The following is a 20,762-nucleotide window of genomic DNA, read 5'->3' as shown; positions in this document are numbered from 1 at the left end:
GGCGCGGGTCGGTCGGGGCTGGTCGGGCTCTGCACCGGGCACCTGACCGTGGGCCTTACGGGAACGGGCCGTGCGGGCCGGGGCGTCAGCGCACCAGGGTGCCCCCGCCGTCGACCAGGAGGATCTGCCCCGTCGTGTACGTCGCACGGATCAGCGACAGGACCGCCTCCGACACGTCCTCCGGCTTGCCGACCCGCCGCAGCGGGGCGACCGCGGCGACCTGCTCGGCGATGGCCGCGAAGAAGTCGCTGCCCTCGGTCCAGCCCGTCTCGACCAGCCCCGGCGCCACCGCGTTGACGCGCACCTCAGGACCCGTCGCCACGGCGAGCAGACGGGTCATGTGCTCCAGGGCCGCCTTGCTCACCGCATACGGGATCGAGCTGCCCGTCGGCCGGCTGCCGGCCACCGAGGACACGTTCACCACGACGCCCTCGCCGCTCTCGCGCAGCGCCGGCATCGCGGCCACGGTCGTCTGCCAGGTGCCGAACACGTTGAGGTCGAAGATCTCCCGCCACACCGCCGGGCTCGCCGCCTCCAGGTCGGCATGCGGAACAGCCCGGGTGACACCGGCGTTGTTGACCAGGATGTCCAGCCGCCCGTAGTGCTCCACGGTACGGGCGACCAGCCGGCGGGCCTGCTCCTCGTCGGAGACGTCCGCCTGGACGTACAGGGCGTCGGGCAGCGAGGCGGCCACCTTCTCGCCGGCCTCCACCGAGCGCGCCGAGTTGACGACGACGCTGATGTTCTCGGCGGCCAGCCGGCGGGCCACCGTCTCGCCGATGCCCGTCGACGAACCGGTCACCAGGGCGACACGTCGCTGGGTGCTCATACCGCTCTCCTCTCTCAGTAGTTGCCGAGGCCGCCGCAGACGTTCAGCGCCTGCGCGGTCACGGCCGCCGCGTCGTCGCCGACCAGGTACTCGACCATCGCGGCGACCTCCCGCACCTGCACGTAACGCCCGTTGGGCACCCGGGTGGTGATGCGCTCGTACGCCTCCTGCTCACTCACTCCCCACGCACCCGCGTATCCGGCGCGGACCTTCTCCGCCATCGGCGTCTCGACGAACCCGGGGCACACCGCGTTGACGGTGATGCCGGTGCGGGCCAGCTCCAGACCGAGAGCCTTGCTGAAACCCACGACGCCGTGCTTGGAAGCCGAGTACGGGGCGGCGAGCACCACGCCCTGCTTGCCGCCGGTCGAGGCGATGTTGATGATGCGGCCCTGCCCCGCCTCCTGCATGCCACCGGCCGTCAGAACCTCCTTGGTGACCCGGAAGACACTGGTGAGGTTGGTGGCGATGACATCGGTCCACAGCTCGTCGGTGATCTGCGCGGTCGGCCCGCCGCCGCTGCGGCCCGCGTTGTTGACCAGGACCCGTATGGGACCGTGCAGGTCCACGACCGTGCGCACCAGCTCGCCGATCTGCTCCTGCTCGCGCACGTCGCACACCGAACCCGTGACCGCCAGGCCCTGTTCGACGAGCTCCTTGACCGTGCTGCTCACCGTCTCCTGCGAACGCCCGCACAGGTGCACCGGCGTGCCCGCAGAGGCGAGCCTGCGCACGATCTCCAGTCCGATGCCGCTGGTCCCGCCGGTCACCAGCGCGACCCGCTGCTCCCGCTCCTGGCCCTGGTCCTTGGTCGTCTCGCTCATGCCGTCTCCTTGTGAAGCGTTGCGCTGCGATGGGTGGTGCGCCGCACCAGGGGCACGGCGGTCGAGTGGTAGGGGGTCTCATCGGTGGGCGTCGTCGGACCGAAGTTCGACACGTACAGCCGCTCGCCGTGGACGGCGACCGCCGACGGGCCGTCGAAGTCGGGGTCGGTGATGCGGGTGACCGGCACGGCCCGGGTGCCGGCCCCATTCAGCCGCAGGACGTCGATCGCGTCGTGCTGGGCGACGTACGCGGTGGTGCCGTCCAGCCGTATGCCGTTCCCGGCCGGCAGCGCCGCACCGCCGAGCGGGATCCGCCGGGCCACGCCGGTGGCCGGATCCACCCGCATCAAAGATCCCCCGGCCAGCAGGTGCACCACGATCAGCGCCCGCCCGTCCGGCGTCGGCGTGATCCCCAGCGCCGTCACCTCGCCCGGACCGCCCTGCACCCAGTCGCCGGACAGCTCCACCGCCACCACCTTCCCGGCGGGCGGCAGTTCACCGCGCGGCCCCAGCGGCAGCCGGTACAGCACGGGGTGGAAGGCGTCGGTGAAGTAGGCGGCGTCCGCGGTCAGCGCCACGTCGGCGACGACGGTGCCCGCACCGCCCAGCTGGTAGGAGGCCAGGTCCCGGCCGCTCGCCACGTCCATCACCCGGCCCCGGCCGCTGTAGGCGCCGCTGATGAACAGCCGCCCGCGGCAGTCGAGTGCGATCCCCGCCGCGCTGTGGCCCTCGCCCAGATCGGGGGAGATGACCTCGCCCCGGCCACTTGCCAGGTCCGCCCGGTAGATCTCCCCGCCGAACAGCGAGCCGTAATAGGCGAAGGGCCGGCTGCCGGCGGCCACGCCACCGGGATGGAACCCGGTCGGCAGCTCGATCCTGACCGGCCACGCCGCCCCGCGACCGGCCCGCGGCCGCCCGCCCGCAAGGCCCGCCGCCACCTCGCCCGAGACGCCCGAGGCGGCCGAGGCGGTGTGGGACGGTGCGCCGGCGAGCGCGGCGCCGGCACCCAGTGCGGCGCCCAGCCCCAGCAGGCGGCGCCGGGACAGTGTGCTGTGCATGGCGAATGTCTCCCGTCCGATTCCGGTCGCCCGGCCACTCCGGCCGACCATGGTTTTCGGTCATCCGTCGGGGGGTGACTGTGCCACCGGCGCCGCACACACGGCCCGATCATGGACACGTGCTCGACAAGAAGTCCGGCTGCGCCCGATCCGCTCCCCAGCGGGATTTGAGCGCGCCCCCATAGCGTCCCGGGCCATGAAGGCTCTCGTCCTGTCCGGTGGTTCAGGCACGCGCCTGCGGCCCTTCACCCACACCGCGCCCAAGCAACTGGTCCCGGTGGCCAACAAGCCCGTCCTCTACTACGTCCTGGAAGCCATCGCGGAAGCGGGCATCACCGAGGTCGGCATCGTCGTCGGGGACACCGCCGGCGAGATCCGCGAGGCCGTCGGCGACGGCGCACCGTTCGGCCTTCAGGTGACCTACCTGCCCCAGGAGGCGCCGCTCGGGCTGGCCCACGCCGTGCTGATCGCCCGCGAATTCCTCGGCGACGACGACTTCGTGATGTACCTCGGCGACAACTTCGTCGTCGGTGGCATCGCCGACCTCGTCACCGCCTTCCGCGCCGAGCGCCCCGACGCGCAGATCCTGCTGACCCGGGTGCCCGACCCGACCGCGTTCGGCGTCGCCGAACTCGACGAGAGCGGACGGGTGGTGGGCCTGGAGGAGAAGCCCGACAAACCCAAGAGCGACCTCGCGCTGGTCGGCATCTACCTGTTCACACCCGCCGTCCACGCGGCCGTGCGCGCCATCGAACCGTCCGAACGCGGCGAACTGGAGATCACCCACGCCATCCAGCAGCTCATCGACGACGGCCGCGACGTGCGCTCCACGACCATCAGCGGCTACTGGAAGGACACCGGCAACGTCGCCGACATGCTCGAGGTGAACCGCTCCGTCCTCGAAGGCATCGAACCGCGCACCGCCGGCACCGTCGACGCGGCCAGCGAACTGATCGGCCGGGTACGCGTCGAGGCGGGCGCCGAGGTCCGCGGCTCACGCATCGTCGGCCCCGCCGTCATCGGCGCCGGCACGCTCATCAGCGGCTCCTACGTCGGCCCCTACACCTCGATCGCCGAGGACTGCCGCATCGAGGACAGCGAGATCGAGTTCTCCATCGTGCTGCGCGACTCCCGCCTCGAGGGCGTGCCCCGCGTCCAGGCCTCCCTCATCGGCCGCAGCGTGACCGTCACCCCCGCCCCGCGGATCCCGGCCAGCAACCGGCTCATCCTCGGCGACCACAGCAAGGTGCAGATCTCCTCATGACGACCAAGATCCTGGTGACCGGCGGCGCCGGTTTCATCGGCTCCCACTACGTGCGCACCCTCCTGGGCCCCGACGGCGACCCGGACGTGCAGATCACCGTCCTCGACGCGCTCACCTACGCGGGCAACCCGGCCAACCTCGACGCCGTCCGCGACAGCGGCCGGCTCACCTTCGTCAAGGGCGACATCTGCGACGCCGGCCTCGTCGCCACCCTGATGGCCGGCCACGACCAGGTCGTCCACTTCGCCGCCGAATCACACGTCGACCGCTCCATCGCCGGCGCCGCCGACTTCATCCGCACCAACGTCGCCGGCACCCAGACCCTGCTGGAGGCGGCCCTGCACCACGGCCCCACCACCTTCGTGCACATCTCCACCGACGAGGTGTACGGGTCGATCGACATCGGCTCCTGGCCGGAGAGCGACCCGCTCGCCCCCAACTCGCCCTACTCCGCCGCCAAGGCCGCAAGCGACCTGGTCGCCCTCGCCTACCACCGCACCCACGGCCTGGACGTGCGCATCACCCGCTGCTCCAACAACTACGGGCCCCACCAGTACCCGGAGAAGGTCGTCCCGCTGTTCATCACCCGCCTCCTGCAGGGCGGCCGGGTGCCGCTGTACGGCGACGGCGACAACGTCCGCGACTGGCTGCACGTCGACGACCACGTCCAGGGCATCGAACTCGTCCGCACCAAGGGCCGCCCCGGCGAGGTCTACAACATCGGCGGCGGCACCGAACTGTCCAACAAGGAGCTGACCGGCCTGCTCCTGGACGCCTGCGGCGCCGACTGGTCCAGCGTCGACCACGTCGAGGACCGCAAGGGCCACGACCGGCGCTACTCGGTCGACTGCCGCAAGATCACCCGCGAGCTCGGCTACCGGCCCCGCACCGACTTCGCCGAGGGCCTGGCCCGCACCGTCGCCTGGTACCGGGACAACCGCGCCTGGTGGCAGCCGCTCGAGCAGCGCTCGAGGGCCGCTTGAGGAACCGGCGGCCATCCTTGACCGGCCGGTGACCGCCCGGTGATCGTCGAGTCGGTGCCCAGCCGACCCGACCACCGACACAACAACGAGGAGAACGCGCTTCCGTGACTCCTCCACCTCGTGAACGAGGTGGCTTCTCACTTGGCTCCGTTGAGCCTCATGACGGCCAAGCCCTGACCGCTGCCCGACGGCAGGCCCTCAAGCTACTGCGCCGCTTCGCGGCCCCGAGGGTCAAGGATGTGTTTCCTCCCCGCCTGAAGGCCGGGATTCCCACGCAAGGAGAGAGATGGCAGACGAGCTGCAGCCTTTTGTCGCCGACTGGAACCGGCCGATCGTCGAGGAGTTCCGGGCGAACGGCGGCAAGGTCGGCGGGCCGTTCGCCGGCGGCACCCTGGCGCTGCTGACCACCGCCGGCGCCAGAAGCGGCCGCGCGACCACCAGCCCCGTCGGCTACATGGAGATCGACGGCAGGGGAGTGGTCATCGCCTCCGCCGGCGGCGGTCCCAAGAACCCGGCCTGGTACCACAACCTGCGCGCCAACCCCATCCTGACCGTCGAGGTCGGCACCGAGAAGTACCAGGCCAAGGCCACCGTGCTGGAGGGTGCCGAGCGGGAAGAGGTCTTCGCCAAGGCGTGCGAGATCGCCCCCGGCTACGCCGAGTACCAGAAGAACACCGACCGGATCATCCCTGTCGTCGTCCTGCAGACCGAGACCTACGACGACGGGCGGCGCGCCCGCGGCCTGGGCCAGGAGCTGACCGAGGTCCACGCCTGGCTGCGCGGCGAGATCACCGAACTGCGCCGCCAGGTCGCCGACTTCGCCGCCGGGCGCACCGAGACGATCGACACCGGCGACTCCACCCTGCTGCAGCAGCTGCGCGACAACTGCCTGAGCTTCTGCAAGGCGCTGGAGGTCCACCACGGCGGCGAGGACCAGGGCGCCTTCCCCGTCCTGGAATCGACGTTCCCCGGCCTCGCGCCGACGCTGGCCAAGCTCCGCGAGGAACACAAGGTCGTCTCGCAGCTGCGCGGCGACATCGCCGACCTCGTCACCCGCCTGGAGCCGGGCGACCCGCAGGGCCTTCAGAGCGAACTCACACGCCTGACAGGCGAGTTGGAGCGCCACTTCGACTACGAGGAGGCCGCGGTCGTCGCCGCGCTGGACGCGCTCGCCTTCGCACCGGCCCACCGCGGCGCACCCCCGGCCTGACGCCATGCGGATCCTGTTCCTCGCCGGCGGCAGCCCGGCCACCGTGTTCGCGCTCGTGCCGCTGGCCTGCGCCGCACGCAACGCAGGCCACCAGGTGCTCATGGCCGCCACCGCGGACATGAGCGGCGTCATCACCTCCGCCGGGCTGCCCGCAGCGCCCGTCACCACCCGCACGATGCGCGACTTCATGCTGGCCGACCGCGACGGCACCGAGCTGACACTGCCCACCGACCCGGGGGAGCGGATGCACTTCGGCGGCCGCGGCTTCGGCCGGCTCGCCGCCGCCTGCATGCCCGTGCTGCGCGACCTGGGCCGCGACTGGCGCCCCGACGCCGTCGTCGGCGGCACCCTCGCCTTCGGCGCCGCGCTGCTGGCCGCCGAGCTGAAAATCCCCTACGTGCGGCACGCCTGGGACATGGGCGAGCCCGCCGCGATGGACCGGGGCGCGGCCGACGAACTCGCCCCCGAACTGGCCGCCTTGGGCCGTCGGACGCTGCCCGGCCCCGACCTGTGGATCGACATCTGCCCACCCGCCGTCGCCGACCCCGACGCACCTGCCGGACAAACCATGCGGTTCGTGCCGTGCGGGCCCCAGCAGCCGCTGGAACGCTGGATGTACACGCGCGGCGAGCGGCGCCGGGTGTGCGTGACAGCGGGCAGCCGGGTCAGCAAGGACTACGAGTTCGACCACCTCGACGCCCTCGTCTCCCAGGTCGCCGGCCCGGACGTCGAGGTCGTGGCCGCCGCCCCCGAGGACGTCGCGGCCGCCCTGCGTGAACGTCACCCGGGTCTGCGGGCCGGCTGGCTGCCACTGGACACGGTGCTGCACACCTGCGACCTGCTCGTGCACTCCGGCGGCGGGCAGAGCGCCCTGACGGCCCTCCAGGCGGCCGTTCCGCAGCTCGTCGTCCCCACCATGCCCAAGGTCTTGGCCCCCAACCAGCGCCTGGCCGCCTACGGCGCCGCCCGCGTCCTGCCGGCGCAGACGGCCGGCCCCGAGGCCGTCGCCGCCGCCTGCCGCGACATGCTGGCCACCCCCTCCTACACGGAGCGCGCCCGCACCCTCGCCACCGAACTCGCCGCCCTGCCGGGCCCCTCCGAGATCCTCCCCGCGGTGGAGGCCCTGACCCGCACCTGACCCGGCCGGGCGGGCGGGCGGAGTGCGTTGCTTCAATGACGGTCATGGCCGAACCGACCGATCCCGCGCCCGCACCACGCACCGTCACCTACGCCGAGACCGGCCCCGCCCGGGGACAGCTCCTCGACGTCCACACGCCGCCCACCACGGCCCCCTGTCGCGCCGGCGTGCTGCTGTGGCACGGCATCGGCCCGGACGAGCGCCGTGTCCTTGCCCCCCTTGCCCGGGCGACGGCTGCTCTCGGGGTGACGGTGTTCGTGCCGGACTGGCGCCCCGACGGCCCGGACGGCGGCCGGTCGCATCTGCTGGCGTCCCTCGCGTTCGTCCGGGACCACGCGGCCGGCTTCGGCGTCAGCAGCGACCGCATCGTGCTGGCCGGCTGGTCGGCCGGCGCCGGCGCCGCGGCCGGTGTCGCCCTGCGCCCCGGCGTGCTGCCGCGATGGCATCCGCACGCGGTCGTCGCCGTCGCCGGCGACTACACCCGCCTGGCCCGCACCACCGGAGCGGCACCACTGGAGGAGCCGGCCGTGCCCGGCCTGCCGCAGGTGCCCGTGACACTCGTCCACGGTGCGCACGACACCCAGGTGGACAGCCGGCACTCCCGTCGGCTGCAGGCCGCGTTGCAGCGGCGGAACTGGCCGGTCCGGCTCACCGAGCCCGTCACGGACCACGCCGGCGTCATCATGTGCGCCTACGATCCCGCAGCGGGCCGCTGCGTGCCCGCCACGGACGCGCACGCCCTGCGGGCCGGCGCGGCAACCGCCCGCCTGCTCGCCGGAGCCGCCACGGGCGGTCCGCCCGAGCACCCTGCCGACGGCTCTACGGACCGGCCGCGCTGATCCCGGCCGCGTCGGGCCGGCGTCGATCGGGGCCGGCGTCGATCCGGGCCGGCATGATCGGGGCCGCGGCCGCCGCGAGGCCCGCCGCTAACCGATCGCCTCTTTGGCCGCGTCGAGGAACGTCAGCCGGTTGTCCTCGAGGTAGTCGCGCACGCTCTCGCCGTCGGGCAGGCCCTCCCACACGGTCCGGTTGAGGTCCAGGAAGTACGCGCGTGCCGCGTCGTACACCGGCAGCGGGAACTGGAGGCGGATCATCCGCTCCGCGACCCACAGCCGGTTCATCACGTCCTGGGTGCTCACCGCCCAGCTGTCGGTGTCCTCCCAGTGCGAGGGACGGGAGAACGCGCAGCGTTCCGCCTCCGCCCCCACTCCCACGAACCGCTCCAGCAGGGCGAGGCGTTCGGTGCGCCGGCTCTCCGCGAGGTCGGTTTGTTGGCGGTGCAGCTCCGCGCGCTCGGCCGACCGCTGGGTCGCGTGCTGCACGAGGAAGGACAGTGTGCCGCCCAGCGCCACGCCGCCGAGCGATATCAGAGATCCCCAGACCTGAGCCGACATGCGCTCATCCTGGCACGCCGGTGCCGGGCGCCGACGCCCCCTCGTTTGCCGCCCGGCGGATCGCGGACAGCAGGTCCGCCTGCGCCAGCAGATCGCGTGCGCCGTCGTCGGCGGGCGCCGTTCCTGCGACCGCCGCGGTGAATGCGGCGAGAGTGGCCGCCACCTGGTCCTCGGCCGGAAGGTCGATCGTGCGGCTGCCGGACGCGTCCTCCAGCAGCAGGCGCGGGCGGTGGCCGGCCGGCGGGGTGAAGGCGCGGTCCACGGTGAGGCGGCCCTGGCTGCCCCACAGTTCGTAACGCGAGCGGTAGGCGTGCTCCATCCCGAACGTCAGCTGCGCGCTCACCCCGTCGGCGCGCTGCAGCAGCGCCGCGCCCGACGTCTCCACATTGCGGCCGGCGGCCGCCGACAGCACCGCGCCCGCCACCCGAAGGTCCGGGCCGAGCAGGTGCACCGCGGCGCGCACCGGGTACAGGCCCACGTCCGTCAGCGCCCCGCCGCCCAGCTCGGGATCGAAGCGGATGTCGCCGTCGGCGGGGGAGGGGATCGTGAACGCCGCGTGCAGTGCCCGCAGTTCGCCGATCGCCCCGTCGGTGACCAGCTCGCGTACCGCGGTGTGCTGCCCGTGGTGCACGAACATCACGTTCTCGCGCAGCACCAGATTCCGCCGCCGTGCCGTCGCCAGCAGGGTGCGGGTGCGGGCCGGGTCGGTCGTCAGCGGCTTCTCGGCCAGCACATGCTTGCCCGCCTCCAGCGCCGCCTCGACCCAGCGGTCGTGCAGCGCCGCCGGCAGCGGGATGTAGAGCGCGTCCACGAAGGGATCGGCCAGCAGCTGCGCGTATCCGGCGACCGGGCGGGCGCCGTAGGCGCGGGCCGCATCGGCGGCCCGGGCGGGGGAGCGGCTGGCGACCGCGGCGAGGTCGATGTCCGGCGCGGCCGCCATCGCGGGCAGCACCCTGCGGCGCGCGATGTCCGCGCAGCCCAGCACCCCGAACCGCACCACCGCCACCCCCGGCGTCACGCGCGGTGCTCGGCGGTCAGTGCCTCCAGCACGGAGACGAACTCCGCCGGCCCGGGCGCCTGGTTGATCTCCGCGCGCAGCGCCCGGGCGCCCTCGGCGAACGACGGCTCGTCCAGCAGCCGTGTCATCTGCTTGCGCAGCAGCTCCGTGTCGAACTCCTCGGTGGTGACGACCAGTCCGGCGCCACGGTCGGCCATGAAACGGGCCGTCGTCGCCTCGCTCCAGCACGGCATCGGCACGATCAGCTGCGGCACCGCGGCCGCCGTGGCCGCCGCGAACGTCCCCCCACCGCCGTGGTGGATGATCGCCGAGCAGCTCGGCAGGATCTGCGCCAGCGGAACGTACTCGGCCAGCCGCACATTGTCGGGCACCCGGGTCACCGTCTGCAGCATCGCCCGGTGCAGCGTGGCGACCACCTCGACGTCGAGTCCGGCCAGCGCGTCGACCACCTCGGGGAAGGAGACACCGGCCGCCTTGAACAGCTGACGGCCCCGGCCGCCGATCCCCAGCGTCAGCAGCACCCGCGGCCGCCGCGGCCGCTCGTGCACCCACGCCGGCGCCACCGTGCTGCCGTTGTACGGGAGGCGCCGGATCGGCTCGTAACGCCCGGCCAGCGGCAGGCGCAGCGCCGTGGGCATCGGGTCGACGGTCCACTGGCCGAGCAGCAGGTCCTCCGAGTACTCGAGCCCGTAGCGCTCGAGCATCGGCGCCATCAGCGCCTGTACCGGATCATCGGCCGAACCGGCCCTGTGCCCCAGCGACTTCAGGGATGTGGCGCGCAGCCAGCCGATGTTGTCCTGACCCCACAGGAACCGTGCGTGCGCCGCGCCCGTCACCCTGGCCGCGACGCCCGCGGCCACACAGAACGGGTCCCACACCACCAGGTCGGGCTGCCAGCCGCGGCAGAAGTCCACCAGGTCGTCCAGCATCGGTGTGAACATCCGCAGCATTCCGGTCAGCCCCTGCCACTGGCGCTCCCACTGGGGGGCGTCGTCCGTGTCCAGGGACAGCGCGTCGCTGAGGCTGTCGAGCATCTCGAAGTTGTCGTTCCACTTCACCGCGTCGGCGAGCACCTCACGCGAGCCGAGCGGCACCGCGGGCAGCCCGGCCTCGGTGACCAGGTGCACGGTGTCGGGGTGGATCGCCACCCGCACCTCGTGGCCCGCGTTCTGCAGAGCCCAGGCGAGCGGCACGATCGGATGCACATGGGCCGTGGCCGGAAACACGGTGAACAGAACACGCATGACAGCGACTCCAGTCGTCCTATGAGGAGTTCACACTCCGCGTGGGGGCTCGATCCCGGGTCGAGGAGGGATCGAGACGGCTCGGCGAGATTGCCGGTGACAGAGCCCGCCCACCGTCTGGAGACCTCGATGACAGCCGCCGGCCGCCGCTCGGCCGAGTACGTCGCCACGAGCCAGGCCCCCGCACAGCGGGCCTACCGGCTGATCGCCGACGTCACCCGCTGGCCCCTGCTGTTCACCCCCTGCCTGCACGTCGAACAGCTGGGTGCCGTCCCCGGCGGCGACCGGTTCCGGATGTGGGTGGCCGCCGGCGACCAGGTGCGCGCCTGGACCTCGCTGCGTCACGCGGACGACGAGGCGCTGCGGGTCACCTTCCGCCAGGAGCGGCCGAGCGCCCCGCTGTCCGCCGCCGAAGGCACCTGGCACTTCCGGCCCGACACCGGCCCCACCACCGGCACCCGCATCACGCTCACCAACGCCTACACCCTCCTGCCCTCCGCGGACGAGGCGACCGCGGCCTTCCTCGCGCAGGCCCTGGAGCGCCACAACGCCGACGAGGTCGCCGCCGTCCGCTTCTGGGCCGAACGTCCCGAGCCCCTCGAGGACCTGCTGTTCACGCTGACCGACGAGATCGTCCTCGACCTCGGCGCCGACACCGTCTTCGGCCTGCTGCGCCGCCACACGGGTGCGCACATCGCCCTGCCCGGCCGGCGCCTCGTCCCCACCGGCCTGCCCGCGCCCGCCGGGCTGCGCGCGCACACCTGCGTGTGGAGCGTCGTCGCCGACGGCGCCCGCAGCCGCGTCCACATCCGGCACGACGCCGCCTGGGACCCGAACACCCCCGCACCGGCGCGGGCCACCGTCGAAGAGCGGCTGCGCCGCAGCAGCCTGCAGATCCTGGAGCGCGCGGGTGCCCACGCCGCGGACCGGGCCAAGGCCCGCTGACCTGCGCTCAGCCCGCGGCGGCGGCGCTGCGGTGCACGGCTTCGGCGACGCGCCTCGCCCGCGGGTCGAGCCGGTCGATGACATGCGACCCGCCACTGGGCACATAGGCGAACGCCAGCTGCTGCTCGGGGACGGCGCAGGCGAACGAGCCGGTCGCGCCGGCCAGTCCGAAGGAGCCCAGCGGCCCGGCCGACGCCGGATACAGCGGCCCGTCGGGCAGCATCATGCCCAGGCCCCAGCTGGTGTCCATCAGCATCGTGCGGCACCGGCCCGCGGAGTGCACCCGGCGGATCTCCTCCACCAGCCCCGGTCCGGCCAGCCGCACCCCGTCCACCTCGCCGACCAGCGCCGCGAAGTAGCGGGCCAGCGACGCCGCGTTCGCCACACCGTCGTAGGAGGCGTTCTCCAGCCGTACCCGCTTGGTGTCGTCGCCGGTGTCGGCGTCGAAGGACATGCTGCCGATCGTCGCCCGGAAGGTCAGCGACGCCGGGTCGCCCAGGGCGGCCAGCAGCTCGGTCACCTGGTCACTCGCGCCGCCGTCCATCAAGACCTCGGCCTTGGACGGCACCATCGTCGCCAGCCGCGGCAGCCGGTCCTCGGGCAGGCCGATGAAGCACTCGAGCCCCAGCGGCCCGGCGATCTCGTCGGCGAAGAACCGGCCCACCGACCTGCCGGTGACCCGCCGCACCACCTCGCTGACCATGTGGCCGAAGGTCATGGCGTGATAGCCGTGCGCGGTGCCCGGCACCCACTCCGGCCGGGCCGCGGCGAGCGCCTCGACGACCGGCCGGCCGGTGCGCAGCTTCTCGTAGGTGATCGGGCTCTTGTCCAGCGCGACCACACCGCTGCGCTGCGCCAGCAGCATCCGCACCGTGACGGCTTCCTTGCCGGCGGCCGCGAACTCGGGCCAGTAGCGGGCGACCGGGGCGTCCAGTTCGACCAGACCGCGCTCGATGAGCACGAACAGCGCCCCGGCGGCGACGGACTTGGTGGGGGAGGCGAGCACGGCCAGCGTGTCCTGCTCCCAGGGCCGGCCGGTGGCCTCGTCGGCGAACCCGCCCCACAGACTGACCACTTCACGGCCGCGCAGATAGACGCTGACCCCCGCCCCGGTCTGCGTGCCGTCGCGGAAGTTCTGCTCGAAAGCGCGCGCCACGTCCTCGAAACCGGGCGCGCATTCGCCGCGCACCATCACGGTCTCCTCGACTTCGGTCGTCACCGGATCAACTCCTTTACGCCGCACCATCACATGAGGCTCGACATTCTCTCTTCCTCACCTCGCAGCCGGCTCGAATTCCTCTGGGAATCGCCCCGGCCCCTTTTGCCGTTCGGCACCGTTTCGCAAGCCCCACGAGAGGCCCTCGCATGTTTTTTGACATCGCAGAATTCCACCAATGGTTCGAGCAGCGCTGCACCGCGCATGCGTACAAGGTCTCCAGGATTCCCCTCGACCGTCTCGACGGCTGGTCGCTCGAGGCGGACTCCGGGAACCTGGTCCACCGCAGCGGGCGGTTCTTCTCCGTGCAGGGCCTGGAGGTCACCGACTCCGGCCGGGCCGTCGAAGCCTGGCAGCAGCCGATCATCGTGCAGCCCGAACACGGAATACTCGGCATCCTCGTCAAGGAGTTCGACGGAGTTCCGCACTGCCTGCTCCAGGCGAAAATGGAACCGGGCAACGTGAATCTCGTCCAGCTGTCGCCGACCGTCCAGGCCACGAAAAGCAACTACACGCGCGTCCACGGCGGCCGGCCCGTTCCCTATCTCGAACACTTCGTCGCCCCACGCGGCGGCGAGGTCCTCTTCGACGCCCTCCAGTCGGAACAGGCCTCCTGGTTCCTCGCCAAACGCAACCGCAACATGATCGTGCGCACCGACGCCGACGTCCCCGTCCTCGACGACTTCTGCTGGCTGAGCTTCGACCAGATCGCCGAACTCCTGCAAAACGACGACCTGGTGAACATGGACACCCGCACCGTCCTGTCCGGCGCCGTCGCGCTGCGCCGCCCCACCACCGGCCCCGGCACCCGCCATGGCGACGACACCTTCGACGCCGCGCTCGCCGGATCGTGGCAGCAGCAGGGCCGCTCGCTGCACAACACCGTCGAGCTGCTGAGCTGGTTCACCGAGGCCAAGGGCCGCTGCACACTGGAGCGCCGCCTCGTCCCGCTGGCCGGCGTATCGAACTGGTCGCACCGCGACGGCGTCGTCGCCCACGACGAGGACCGGCACTTCACCGTCCTCGGGGTGAACGTCGAGGCCTCCAACCGCGAGGTGACAGGCTGGTCGCAGCCCATGTTCGCGCCCCGCAGCCAGGGCGTCATCGCCTTCCTCGCCAAACGCCTCGACGGCGTGCTCCACCTGCTGGTGCAGGCACGCATCGAGACCGGGGCACTGGACCGCATCGAGATGGCGCCCACCGTGCAGTGCCAGCCCGCCGACTACACCGCCGACCCCTTCGGCACCCGGCAGCCGGCCGGGCGGCCCCCGTACCTGGACACCGTGCTCGCCGCCACGCCGGACCGGATCAGGTTCGACGCCGTGCAGTCCGAGGAGGGCGGCCGGTTCTACCACGCGCAGAGCCGCTATCTGCTGGTCGAGACCGACGACGACTTCCCCCTCGAAACACCCCCCGACTTCGCCTGGATGACGGTACGTCAACTCATCGGGTTCGTCGGCTACGGCAGCCACCTCAACGTCGAGGCCCGCAGCCTGCTCACCCTGCTGGGGTTCCTGCCCGCCGCCGCCCGCGCCCCGCAGCCCGTCGCCGCCTGAAACGCCCACCACACCCCACGCCGGTGGTCTCCAGAGCAGCTCGAGCGGCCTGCGAGACGCCCTTCCTAGCGTCGGAGCCGATTGCTCGCACGGCGAGTCGAGCGAGTCGAACAGGCTGAGGAGACAAGCGAATGACCACCCTGGTGAGTGCCGACTCGATCCGCGACGAACTGCGGACGCACCTGGCCGCGATCCTCTACTGCGAGATCGAGGAGATCGACGACGACGCCACCTTCGCCGAGCTGGGACTCGACTCCGTCCTGGGCGTGGAACTGGTGGCCCTGGTCAACAGCAAGTACGGCCTCGAGGAGATGCTCGACACCGTCTACGCCCACCCCACGGTCAACCAGCTCAGCACCTACGTGAGCAACCAGGTCGCGGCCTTGGAGGCGACCGTCAAGTGAGCCCGACCGACCTGATCGGCCGACCGGTGCCCGCCGACACGTCCCTGCTGACCCGCCGCGTCACCGTCGCACCGGGGATGTGCGGCGCCGGGTCCCTGTTCTTCGGGCAGCTGGGGGACTGGACGTGGGAGGCGGTCAAGGCCGCGAGCGGCACCAACGTGTACGCCGCCCGCAGCGCCGACGGCCACCCCACCTACCTGTCCTTCTACTACTTCCGCGTCCGCGGCAGCCGGCACATCCAGCCCTACGGCATCGCCTTCGGCGACGAGTTCGACGTCACCTCACGCGTCTTCGACCTCGGCCCGCAGTCCGTGATGACCCTGCACCGCCTCTCCCGCCCCGGCACCCCCGCAACCGGCCTGGACGCACACGAGTTCTACGACGAACAGCGCGAGGACTGCCTGTACGTCGAGAACTACAACCGCTGGGTCTCCCGCTCCCGCCAAGGCAGCAACAAAGGCCTCGTCGAGGCGTCCCCGGCCGGCCACCGGCACGAGCACCTGCCGCAGCTGCCCGCCGCCTACTCACCCCGCGGAATCTGCGGCCGCGCCCGCAAGACCGGCACCTTCCACGAGGCCGGCATCCAAGGCCGCACGCCGTCGAAGCCGTTCACCACCGGCTACACCCTCGACCGCGTCCGCGACCTCAACGGCGCGGGTCTCATGTACTTCGCCTCCTACTTCTCCATCGTCGACACCGCGCTGCTGCGCCACTGGCGCCACCTGGGCCGCGATGCGAACCACTTCAGCCGCCGCACCGTCGTCGACCACCGGATCGGCTACTTCGGCAACGCCGACGCCGACGCCGAACTCACCGTGACCGTCACGCTGTGGCACAGCGACACCGTGCCCGGCGACGAGATCGCCGACGTCGCCGTCACAGAGGCCGCGAGTGGACGGCTGCTCGCCGTCTGCTCCGTGCAGCAGCTCCTGGAGGAGACATGACCGCCCCCGCCGCCACCGACGAGGCCACGATCCGGCGCGTCCTCGCGGACGTCGTCGCCGAGATCCTGCCCGACGTGCCCGCCGAGGAGATCACCGACGAGCGCAGCCTGAAGGACCTGGGCGCCGACTCCGTCGACCGCGTCGAGATCATCACCACCCTCACCCACCGGCTCGGCAGCCGTGAGCGGGTCTCCACCTTCGCCGACATCCCCGACATCGGCGGCCTCGTCGCCCACCTGGCCACCGCCGGCGGCCGGCGATGAGCACTGCCCCCATCGGCGTCGAGGCCCTGAACGCCTACACCGGCGTCGCGAAGATCTCCGCCCGCACCCTCTTCGACGCCCGCGGCCTCGACCCGGACCGCTTCGCCAACCTCATGATGGACGAACGCTCCGTCCAGCTGCCCTGGGAAGACCCGGTCACCAACGCCGTCAACGCCGCCAAACCCGTCGTCGACGCCCTCAGCGACGACGACCGCGCCTCCATCGAACTCCTCGTCACCTCCAGCGAGTCGGGCCTCGACTACAGCAAATCCCTCGCCTCCCACGTGCACCGCCACCTCGGCCTGTCCCGGCAGTGCCGCTACATGGAGGTCAAACAGGCCTGCTACGGCGCCACCGGCGCCCTCCAGCTCGCCGCCGGCTACCTGCGCTCCGCCCTGCGGCCCGGCGCCAAGGCCCTGATCGTCGCCACCGACGTCAACCCCATGGACGAGTACGCCAAATACGCCGAACCCACCACCGGCCACGGCGCCGTGGCCCTGCTGGTCGGCGAAGAGCCCGGCGTCCTCGCCCTCACCCCCGGCGCCTACGGCCTCAACAGCTTCGAGGTCATGGACACCGCCCGGCCCGCCCCGGACTACGACCTGTACAACCCCGACCTGTCGCTGCTGGCCTACCTCGAATGCCTCTCCGACAGCTTCCGCGCCTACCGCGCCAACGTCCCGGGCACCGACCTCGCCGACTCCTTCGACCACATCGTGATGCACACCCCCTTCGGCGGCATGGTCAGGGCCGCACACCGCAAACTGATGCGCGAGTTCGCCCCCCGGCCCCCCAAGGCCGTCGCCGAGGACTTCGAACGCCGCGTCGCCCCCTCCCTGCGCTACGGACAGCAGGTCGGCAACCTGTGCTCCGGCGCCATCTGGCTCGCCCTCGCCTCCCTGATCGACCACGAGAGCTCCGAACGCCTCGACGACGCCCGGCTCGGCATGTACTCCTACGGCTCCGGCTGCGCCTCCGAGTTCTTCGGCGCCACCCTCGTCCCCGGCGCCCGGCAGACCCTCGCCAAGGCCCGCATCGCCGAACGCCTTGCCCTGCGCCGGGAATTGAGCTTCACCGAGTACGAGCAGATGCTGCCCGTCACCCGCCGCGTCCTGGTGCCCAAGGCCCACCGCGTCATCGACGACAGCGCCCAGGACACCTTCCTCGCCCCCTTCCGCGACCACGGCCCCCACCTGGTGCTCGCCGGCGTCGAGGACTACATCAGGCGGTACGAGTGGCGCTGACAGCCCCCGCCCCAGCCCCCGCCCCCGTCTTGGCCCCGGTGCGGGTGGACGCGGCCCGCCCGCCGCTGCTCCGCGTCACCCTCGACAGCCCCGCCACCCGCAATCGGCTCGACGACCGCACCCTCCACGCCCTGGCCGCAGCCCTGGACACCGCCGAATCGTCCCCCGGCACCGACGTGTTCGTCATCGACGCCACCGGCGACACCTTCTGTTCGGGCATCTCCCTCGGCGCGGACGACCGCGACGGCTGGCAGCCCCGCCTCACCGCCGTGCACGACCTGCTGCAGCGTCTGTCCGACTCGCCCCTGGTCACCGTCGCCGTCGTCGACGGCGCCGCCACCGGAGGCGGCGTCGGACTCGCCGCCGCCTGCGACCACGTCATCGCCGGCCCCGGCGCGAGCTTCCGCATGACCGAAGTCCTCCTCGGCCTGGTACCCGCCGTGATCCTCCCCGTCGTCGCCGAACGCACCGGCCGCCACCGCGCCTTCTCCCTCGCCCTGGGCGCCCAGCACGTCGACGGCGAACAGGCCGCCGACCTCGGCCTCGCCGACCAGCGCACCGACGACTGCCGCCACGAACTGCGGCTGCTGCTGCGCCGGCTGCGGGCCGCCGACCCCGGAGCCGTACGCGCACTCAAGCGCTACCGCCGCGAACTGTTCCCCGCCCCCGAAGGCCACGCGGACCGCTCCGTCGCCGTCGTCGCCGAACGCCTTCGCGACCAGCGGGTCCACAAGCGGCTGAACACCTTTCACCGGCAAGGACTGATACCGTGACCGCTCTTTCCTACGGGCCCGTCCAGCTGCACACCGAGGCGCCCGTCGCCACCGTCCGGCTGTGCGACGAGGCGGGCCACAACCGCTTCACCCCCGAGCTGCGCGCAGGCCTCATCGCCGCCCTGCACAAAGCCGGCAGCGACCCCGGCGTACGGGCCGTCGTCCTGGAGGGCGCACCCGGCATCTTCAGCGCCGGAGGCGCCACCGAACGCATGCTCGGCACCCACGAGCAGCGCGTGGTCGAACTGTGGGAGATGATGCGGGCCGTCGCCGCCTGCCCCGTACCGGTGATCGCCGCCGTCCAGGGCCACGCCCTCGGCGGCGGACTGCTGCTCGCCCTGTACTGCGACATCACCGTCCTCAGCGACCGCTCCCGCTACGCCATGAACTTCCTCACCTTCGGCTTCACCCCCATCCTCGGCGCCTCCCACCTCGTGCCCGCCGCGTTCGGCCGGGCCCTGGGCACCGAAATGATGTACACCAGCCGCAGCTACACCGGCCGCGAACTGCGCGAACGCGGCGCGGGCCCCAAGATCTGCGCCCACGACACGGTGCCCGCACAGGCCCACCGCATCGCTTTGCAGAGCGCCCAGGCACCGCGCGAGGCGCTGGAGAAGATGAAGTCCCAGCTCGTACGGACCCTCCTCGCCGACGCCCACAGCGCCCTCGAGCGGGAGATCCCCGACCACGAGGCCACCATCACCGGCGACGAGGCACGCCGCCGCATCCGCGGCCTGCACGGCCAGCGCCTGAGCCGGGCCGGGCAGCCGGAGGCCGCCGCGTGAACACCGCCCACGACCGGCCCATCGCCGTCATCGGCATGTCCTGCCGCACCGCCGGCGCCGAGACCCTCCCCGAGTTCTGGGACATCGTCTCCCGCGGCGAACGGCCCCTGCGCGACGTGCCCGCCGACCGCTGGTACGGACTCGACGAACAGGTCGCCGCCAACAACACACCCCGCGCGTTCCTGCTCGACTCCATCGACGGCTTCGACGCCCGCTTCTTCGGCATCGCCCACCGCATGGCCGCCTTCATGGACCCCCAGCACCGGCTCATGCTCGAACTGGCCTGGCACGCCGTGGAGAACGCCGGCCTGGACCCCCACACGCTGGCCGGCGCACCCGTCGCCGTCTTCGCCGGCGCCTTCATGTCCGACTACGGCGAACGCATGATCGCGCGCGGCAGACGCTCCGACGGCGCCGCGTTCCCCGGCACCATGATGGCGTTCCTCGCCAACCGCGTCTCTTACCAGTTCGGCTGGACCGGCCCCAGCATGGTCATCGACTCCGCCTGCTCCGCCGGACTGTCCGCGCTCGGCTTCGCCGTCCAGGGCCTGCGCGCCGGCGACTACCCCATGGCACTCGTCGGCTCACCCAACCTGTTCAGCGCCGGCTACTACACCACCAACGCCTACCTCGGCGGCGCCCTGTCACCCACCGGCGACTCCGTCCCCTTCAGCGCCACCCGCAACGGCTACCTGCGCGGTGAAGGCGGCGCCTGCCTGCTCCTCAAACCCCTCGACACCGCACGCGCCGACGGCGACCCCGTGCACGCCGTCATCCGCTCCGTCGGCAGCGCCCACAACGGCCGCGGCGGCGGCCTGACCGGCACCGACCAGGACTCCCAGACCGCCCTCGTCAGGCACACCCTGGACCGCACCGGGCTCGCCCCCCGCGACCTCGGCCACCTCGAGGCCCACGGCACCGGCACCCGCGGCGGCGACGCCACCGAGATCGCCGCCCTGGCCCACCTCGTCGCCGACGGACCCGCCGCCGGCCCCGACGGCACCCTGTGGGTCGGCTCGGTCAAGGCCAACATCGGACACCTCGAAGGCGCGGCCGGCCTCATCGGCGTCGTCAAGACCGTCCTCGCCCTGCGCGCCGGCACCATCCCCCGGATCGCCGGACTCGACGAGGCCGACACCAGCCTGCCGCTGGGCGACGCACCCCTGGGCATCCCCGTCCACAACGTGCCCTGGCCCGCCGGCGAGCACCCGCGCATCGGCGCCGTCAACGCCTTCGGCCTCGGCGGCTCCATGTCCCACGCCGTCGTCGAAGAAGCACCCCGCCCCACGGCCCGCCCCACCGCCCCGGCCGACAGTCCGCGCCCCCACATCGTGCCGCTCTCCGCGGGCAGCGACGACGCCCTGGCCCTGCTGGCCCGCCGCCTGCTGCACCAGCTCGACGGCCCCCACGCACCCGAACTCGCCTCCCTGGCCCACACCCTGCAGTACGGCCGGCGCGCCATGAAACACCGCCGCGCCCTCGTCGTCACCGACACCGCCGCACTGCGCACCGCCCTGCAGGCCGTCGCCGACGGCACCCCCCAGCCGCCCCCGGCCGACCCCCTGGCCCGCGCATGGGCCGAAGGGGACGTACTGCCGCTGGTCGACGGCGGCGTCGAACCCGGCCCGCTCCAGCCGCTGCAAGGTGGGCGTCACGCCGCTCAGCGCCGA

The 20,762-nt window shown here is 72.5% G+C and carries 21 protein-coding genes; 14 read left to right on the top strand and 7 right to left on the bottom strand.

Annotated elements, in window-relative coordinates; translation table 11 throughout:
• Positions 1 to 85: 85 nt before the first annotated feature.
• Genes ABZ070_RS23680 through ABZ070_RS23670 form a run of 3 tightly spaced genes read right to left on the bottom strand, consistent with a single transcriptional unit; the run spans position 86 to position 2,711 of the window.
• The gene (locus ABZ070_RS23680; protein WP_356636991.1) at positions 86 to 829 is read right to left on the bottom strand and encodes an SDR family oxidoreductase; all 744 of its coding nucleotides are present in this window, start codon (positions 827 to 829) and stop codon (positions 86 to 88) included.
• 14 nt (positions 830 to 843) lie between these two features.
• The gene (locus tag ABZ070_RS23675; RefSeq protein WP_356636989.1) at positions 844 to 1,653 is read right to left on the bottom strand and encodes an SDR family NAD(P)-dependent oxidoreductase; all 810 of its coding nucleotides are present in this window, start codon (positions 1,651 to 1,653) and stop codon (positions 844 to 846) included.
• Positions 1,650 to 2,711: a superoxide dismutase gene (locus tag ABZ070_RS23670; protein WP_356636987.1), complete on the bottom strand. Its 1,062-nt coding sequence runs from the start codon at positions 2,709 to 2,711 to the stop codon at positions 1,650 to 1,652. The genes ABZ070_RS23675 and ABZ070_RS23670 overlap by 4 nt, the downstream gene beginning before the upstream one ends.
• Before the next feature lie 196 nt (positions 2,712 to 2,907).
• Here ABZ070_RS23670 and ABZ070_RS23665 point away from each other — a divergent pair, with 196 nt between their 5' ends.
• The 5 genes from ABZ070_RS23665 to ABZ070_RS23645 all read left to right on the top strand — a co-directional run bounded on the left by ABZ070_RS23665 (position 2,908) and on the right by ABZ070_RS23645 (position 8,145).
• Positions 2,908 to 3,975 carry a glucose-1-phosphate thymidylyltransferase gene (locus ABZ070_RS23665; RefSeq protein WP_356636985.1) on the top strand — a complete coding sequence of 356 codons (1,068 nt, stop codon included), beginning with the start codon at positions 2,908 to 2,910 and terminating at the stop codon, positions 3,973 to 3,975.
• Positions 3,972 to 4,958, top strand: coding sequence for a dTDP-glucose 4,6-dehydratase (rfbB, locus tag ABZ070_RS23660; RefSeq protein WP_356636983.1), 987 nt, complete (start codon positions 3,972 to 3,974; stop codon positions 4,956 to 4,958). Before ABZ070_RS23665 ends, rfbB begins: the two co-directional genes overlap by 4 nt.
• A gap of 286 nt (positions 4,959 to 5,244) precedes the next feature.
• Entirely contained in the window at positions 5,245 to 6,168 is a 924-nt protein-coding gene (locus ABZ070_RS23655; protein ID WP_356636981.1) for a nitroreductase/quinone reductase family protein, read from the top strand.
• Between the two features lie 4 nt (positions 6,169 to 6,172).
• Positions 6,173 to 7,306 (top strand): glycosyltransferase, encoded by a 1,134-nt coding sequence (locus ABZ070_RS23650; RefSeq protein WP_356636979.1) that lies wholly within the window; start codon positions 6,173 to 6,175, stop codon positions 7,304 to 7,306.
• Between the two features lie 44 nt (positions 7,307 to 7,350).
• Complete coding sequence (locus ABZ070_RS23645) at positions 7,351 to 8,145, top strand: alpha/beta hydrolase (protein WP_356636977.1); 795 nt, start codon at positions 7,351 to 7,353, stop codon at positions 8,143 to 8,145.
• 87 nt (positions 8,146 to 8,232) lie between these two features.
• On the opposite strand, the gene ABZ070_RS23640 is transcribed toward ABZ070_RS23645, so the two are convergent.
• The 3 genes from ABZ070_RS23640 to ABZ070_RS23630 are packed head-to-tail and all read right to left on the bottom strand — an operon-like array spanning position 8,233 to position 10,962.
• On the bottom strand, positions 8,233 to 8,700 hold the full coding sequence (locus ABZ070_RS23640; RefSeq protein WP_356636975.1) for a hypothetical protein: 468 nt from the start codon (positions 8,698 to 8,700) through the stop codon (positions 8,233 to 8,235).
• A gap of 4 nt (positions 8,701 to 8,704) precedes the next feature.
• The gene (locus tag ABZ070_RS23635) at positions 8,705 to 9,718 is read right to left on the bottom strand and encodes a Gfo/Idh/MocA family oxidoreductase (RefSeq protein ID WP_356636972.1); all 1,014 of its coding nucleotides are present in this window, start codon (positions 9,716 to 9,718) and stop codon (positions 8,705 to 8,707) included.
• On the bottom strand, positions 9,715 to 10,962 hold the full coding sequence (locus ABZ070_RS23630; protein WP_356636970.1) for an activator-dependent family glycosyltransferase: 1,248 nt from the start codon (positions 10,960 to 10,962) through the stop codon (positions 9,715 to 9,717). Before ABZ070_RS23630 ends, ABZ070_RS23635 begins: the two co-directional genes overlap by 4 nt.
• A 129-nt stretch (positions 10,963 to 11,091) precedes the next feature.
• Between ABZ070_RS23630 and ABZ070_RS23625 the strand changes: the two genes are divergently transcribed.
• Entirely contained in the window at positions 11,092 to 11,907 is an 816-nt protein-coding gene (locus ABZ070_RS23625) for an aromatase/cyclase (RefSeq protein ID WP_356636968.1), read from the top strand.
• Between the two features lie 7 nt (positions 11,908 to 11,914).
• Here the strand turns inward: ABZ070_RS23625 and ABZ070_RS23620 are convergent, their stop codons facing one another.
• Entirely contained in the window at positions 11,915 to 13,126 is a 1,212-nt protein-coding gene (locus ABZ070_RS23620; protein WP_356636966.1) for a serine hydrolase domain-containing protein, read from the bottom strand.
• A gap of 146 nt (positions 13,127 to 13,272) precedes the next feature.
• Here ABZ070_RS23620 and ABZ070_RS23615 point away from each other — a divergent pair, with 146 nt between their 5' ends.
• The 8 genes from ABZ070_RS23615 to ABZ070_RS23580 form a co-directional block, all read left to right on the top strand.
• Positions 13,273 to 14,679: an NDP-hexose 2,3-dehydratase family protein gene (locus tag ABZ070_RS23615; protein WP_356636964.1), complete on the top strand. Its 1,407-nt coding sequence runs from the start codon at positions 13,273 to 13,275 to the stop codon at positions 14,677 to 14,679.
• Positions 14,680 to 14,810: 131 nt separating this feature from the next.
• A complete protein-coding gene (locus ABZ070_RS23610; protein WP_356636962.1) occupies positions 14,811 to 15,083 on the top strand; it encodes an acyl carrier protein in 273 nt (90 codons plus the stop codon).
• Entirely contained in the window at positions 15,080 to 16,027 is a 948-nt protein-coding gene (locus tag ABZ070_RS23605; protein WP_356636960.1) for an LnmK family bifunctional acyltransferase/decarboxylase, read from the top strand. Before ABZ070_RS23610 ends, ABZ070_RS23605 begins: the two co-directional genes overlap by 4 nt.
• Positions 16,024 to 16,290 (top strand): phosphopantetheine-binding protein, encoded by a 267-nt coding sequence (locus ABZ070_RS23600; RefSeq protein ID WP_356636958.1) that lies wholly within the window; start codon positions 16,024 to 16,026, stop codon positions 16,288 to 16,290. The genes ABZ070_RS23605 and ABZ070_RS23600 overlap by 4 nt, the downstream gene beginning before the upstream one ends.
• Complete coding sequence (locus ABZ070_RS23595) at positions 16,287 to 17,534, top strand: hydroxymethylglutaryl-CoA synthase (RefSeq protein WP_356636956.1); 1,248 nt, start codon at positions 16,287 to 16,289, stop codon at positions 17,532 to 17,534. Before ABZ070_RS23600 ends, ABZ070_RS23595 begins: the two co-directional genes overlap by 4 nt.
• On the top strand, positions 17,525 to 18,307 hold the full coding sequence (locus ABZ070_RS23590) for an enoyl-CoA hydratase/isomerase family protein (RefSeq protein WP_356636954.1): 783 nt from the start codon (positions 17,525 to 17,527) through the stop codon (positions 18,305 to 18,307). The genes ABZ070_RS23595 and ABZ070_RS23590 overlap by 10 nt, the downstream gene beginning before the upstream one ends.
• Positions 18,304 to 19,092 (top strand): polyketide synthase, encoded by a 789-nt coding sequence (locus tag ABZ070_RS23585; protein WP_356636952.1) that lies wholly within the window; start codon positions 18,304 to 18,306, stop codon positions 19,090 to 19,092. Before ABZ070_RS23590 ends, ABZ070_RS23585 begins: the two co-directional genes overlap by 4 nt.
• Positions 19,089 to 20,762 (top strand): beta-ketoacyl synthase N-terminal-like domain-containing protein (locus tag ABZ070_RS23580; protein WP_356636950.1); only part of this gene is annotated, 1,674 nt, incomplete at its 3' end. The genes ABZ070_RS23585 and ABZ070_RS23580, both read left to right, overlap by 4 nt.

The organism is Streptomyces sp. NPDC006283 (genome assembly GCF_040613325.1).
In the GTDB taxonomy this organism is placed as follows: Bacteria; Actinomycetota; Actinomycetes; order Streptomycetales; family Streptomycetaceae; genus Streptomyces.
The sequence above is the reverse complement of the archived record's forward strand: the minus strand, read 5'-3'. Positions and strand labels throughout refer to the sequence as shown.

Bases quoted from the DNA above. Each gene is read 5' to 3' on its own strand.
- ABZ070_RS23680 (WP_356636991.1), bottom strand. From the start codon at position 829: ATGAGCACCCAGCGACGTGTCGCCCTGGTGACCGGTTCGTCGACGGGC.
- ABZ070_RS23675 (WP_356636989.1), bottom strand. From the start codon at position 1,653: ATGAGCGAGACGACCAAGGACCAGGGCCAGGAGCGGGAGCAGCGGGTC.
- ABZ070_RS23670 (WP_356636987.1), bottom strand. From the start codon at position 2,711: ATGCACAGCACACTGTCCCGGCGCCGCCTGCTGGGGCTGGGCGCCGCA.
- ABZ070_RS23665 (WP_356636985.1), top strand. From the start codon at position 2,908: ATGAAGGCTCTCGTCCTGTCCGGTGGTTCAGGCACGCGCCTGCGGCCC.
- rfbB (WP_356636983.1), top strand. From the start codon at position 3,972: ATGACGACCAAGATCCTGGTGACCGGCGGCGCCGGTTTCATCGGCTCC.
- ABZ070_RS23655 (WP_356636981.1), top strand. From the start codon at position 5,245: ATGGCAGACGAGCTGCAGCCTTTTGTCGCCGACTGGAACCGGCCGATC.
- ABZ070_RS23650 (WP_356636979.1), top strand. From the start codon at position 6,173: ATGCGGATCCTGTTCCTCGCCGGCGGCAGCCCGGCCACCGTGTTCGCG.
- ABZ070_RS23645 (WP_356636977.1), top strand. From the start codon at position 7,351: ATGGCCGAACCGACCGATCCCGCGCCCGCACCACGCACCGTCACCTAC.
- ABZ070_RS23640 (WP_356636975.1), bottom strand. From the start codon at position 8,700: ATGTCGGCTCAGGTCTGGGGATCTCTGATATCGCTCGGCGGCGTGGCG.
- ABZ070_RS23630 (WP_356636970.1), bottom strand. From the start codon at position 10,962: ATGCGTGTTCTGTTCACCGTGTTTCCGGCCACGGCCCATGTGCATCCG.
- ABZ070_RS23625 (WP_356636968.1), top strand. From the start codon at position 11,092: ATGACAGCCGCCGGCCGCCGCTCGGCCGAGTACGTCGCCACGAGCCAG.
- ABZ070_RS23615 (WP_356636964.1), top strand. From the start codon at position 13,273: ATGTTTTTTGACATCGCAGAATTCCACCAATGGTTCGAGCAGCGCTGC.
- ABZ070_RS23610 (WP_356636962.1), top strand. From the start codon at position 14,811: ATGACCACCCTGGTGAGTGCCGACTCGATCCGCGACGAACTGCGGACG.
- ABZ070_RS23600 (WP_356636958.1), top strand. From the start codon at position 16,024: ATGACCGCCCCCGCCGCCACCGACGAGGCCACGATCCGGCGCGTCCTC.
- ABZ070_RS23595 (WP_356636956.1), top strand. From the start codon at position 16,287: ATGAGCACTGCCCCCATCGGCGTCGAGGCCCTGAACGCCTACACCGGC.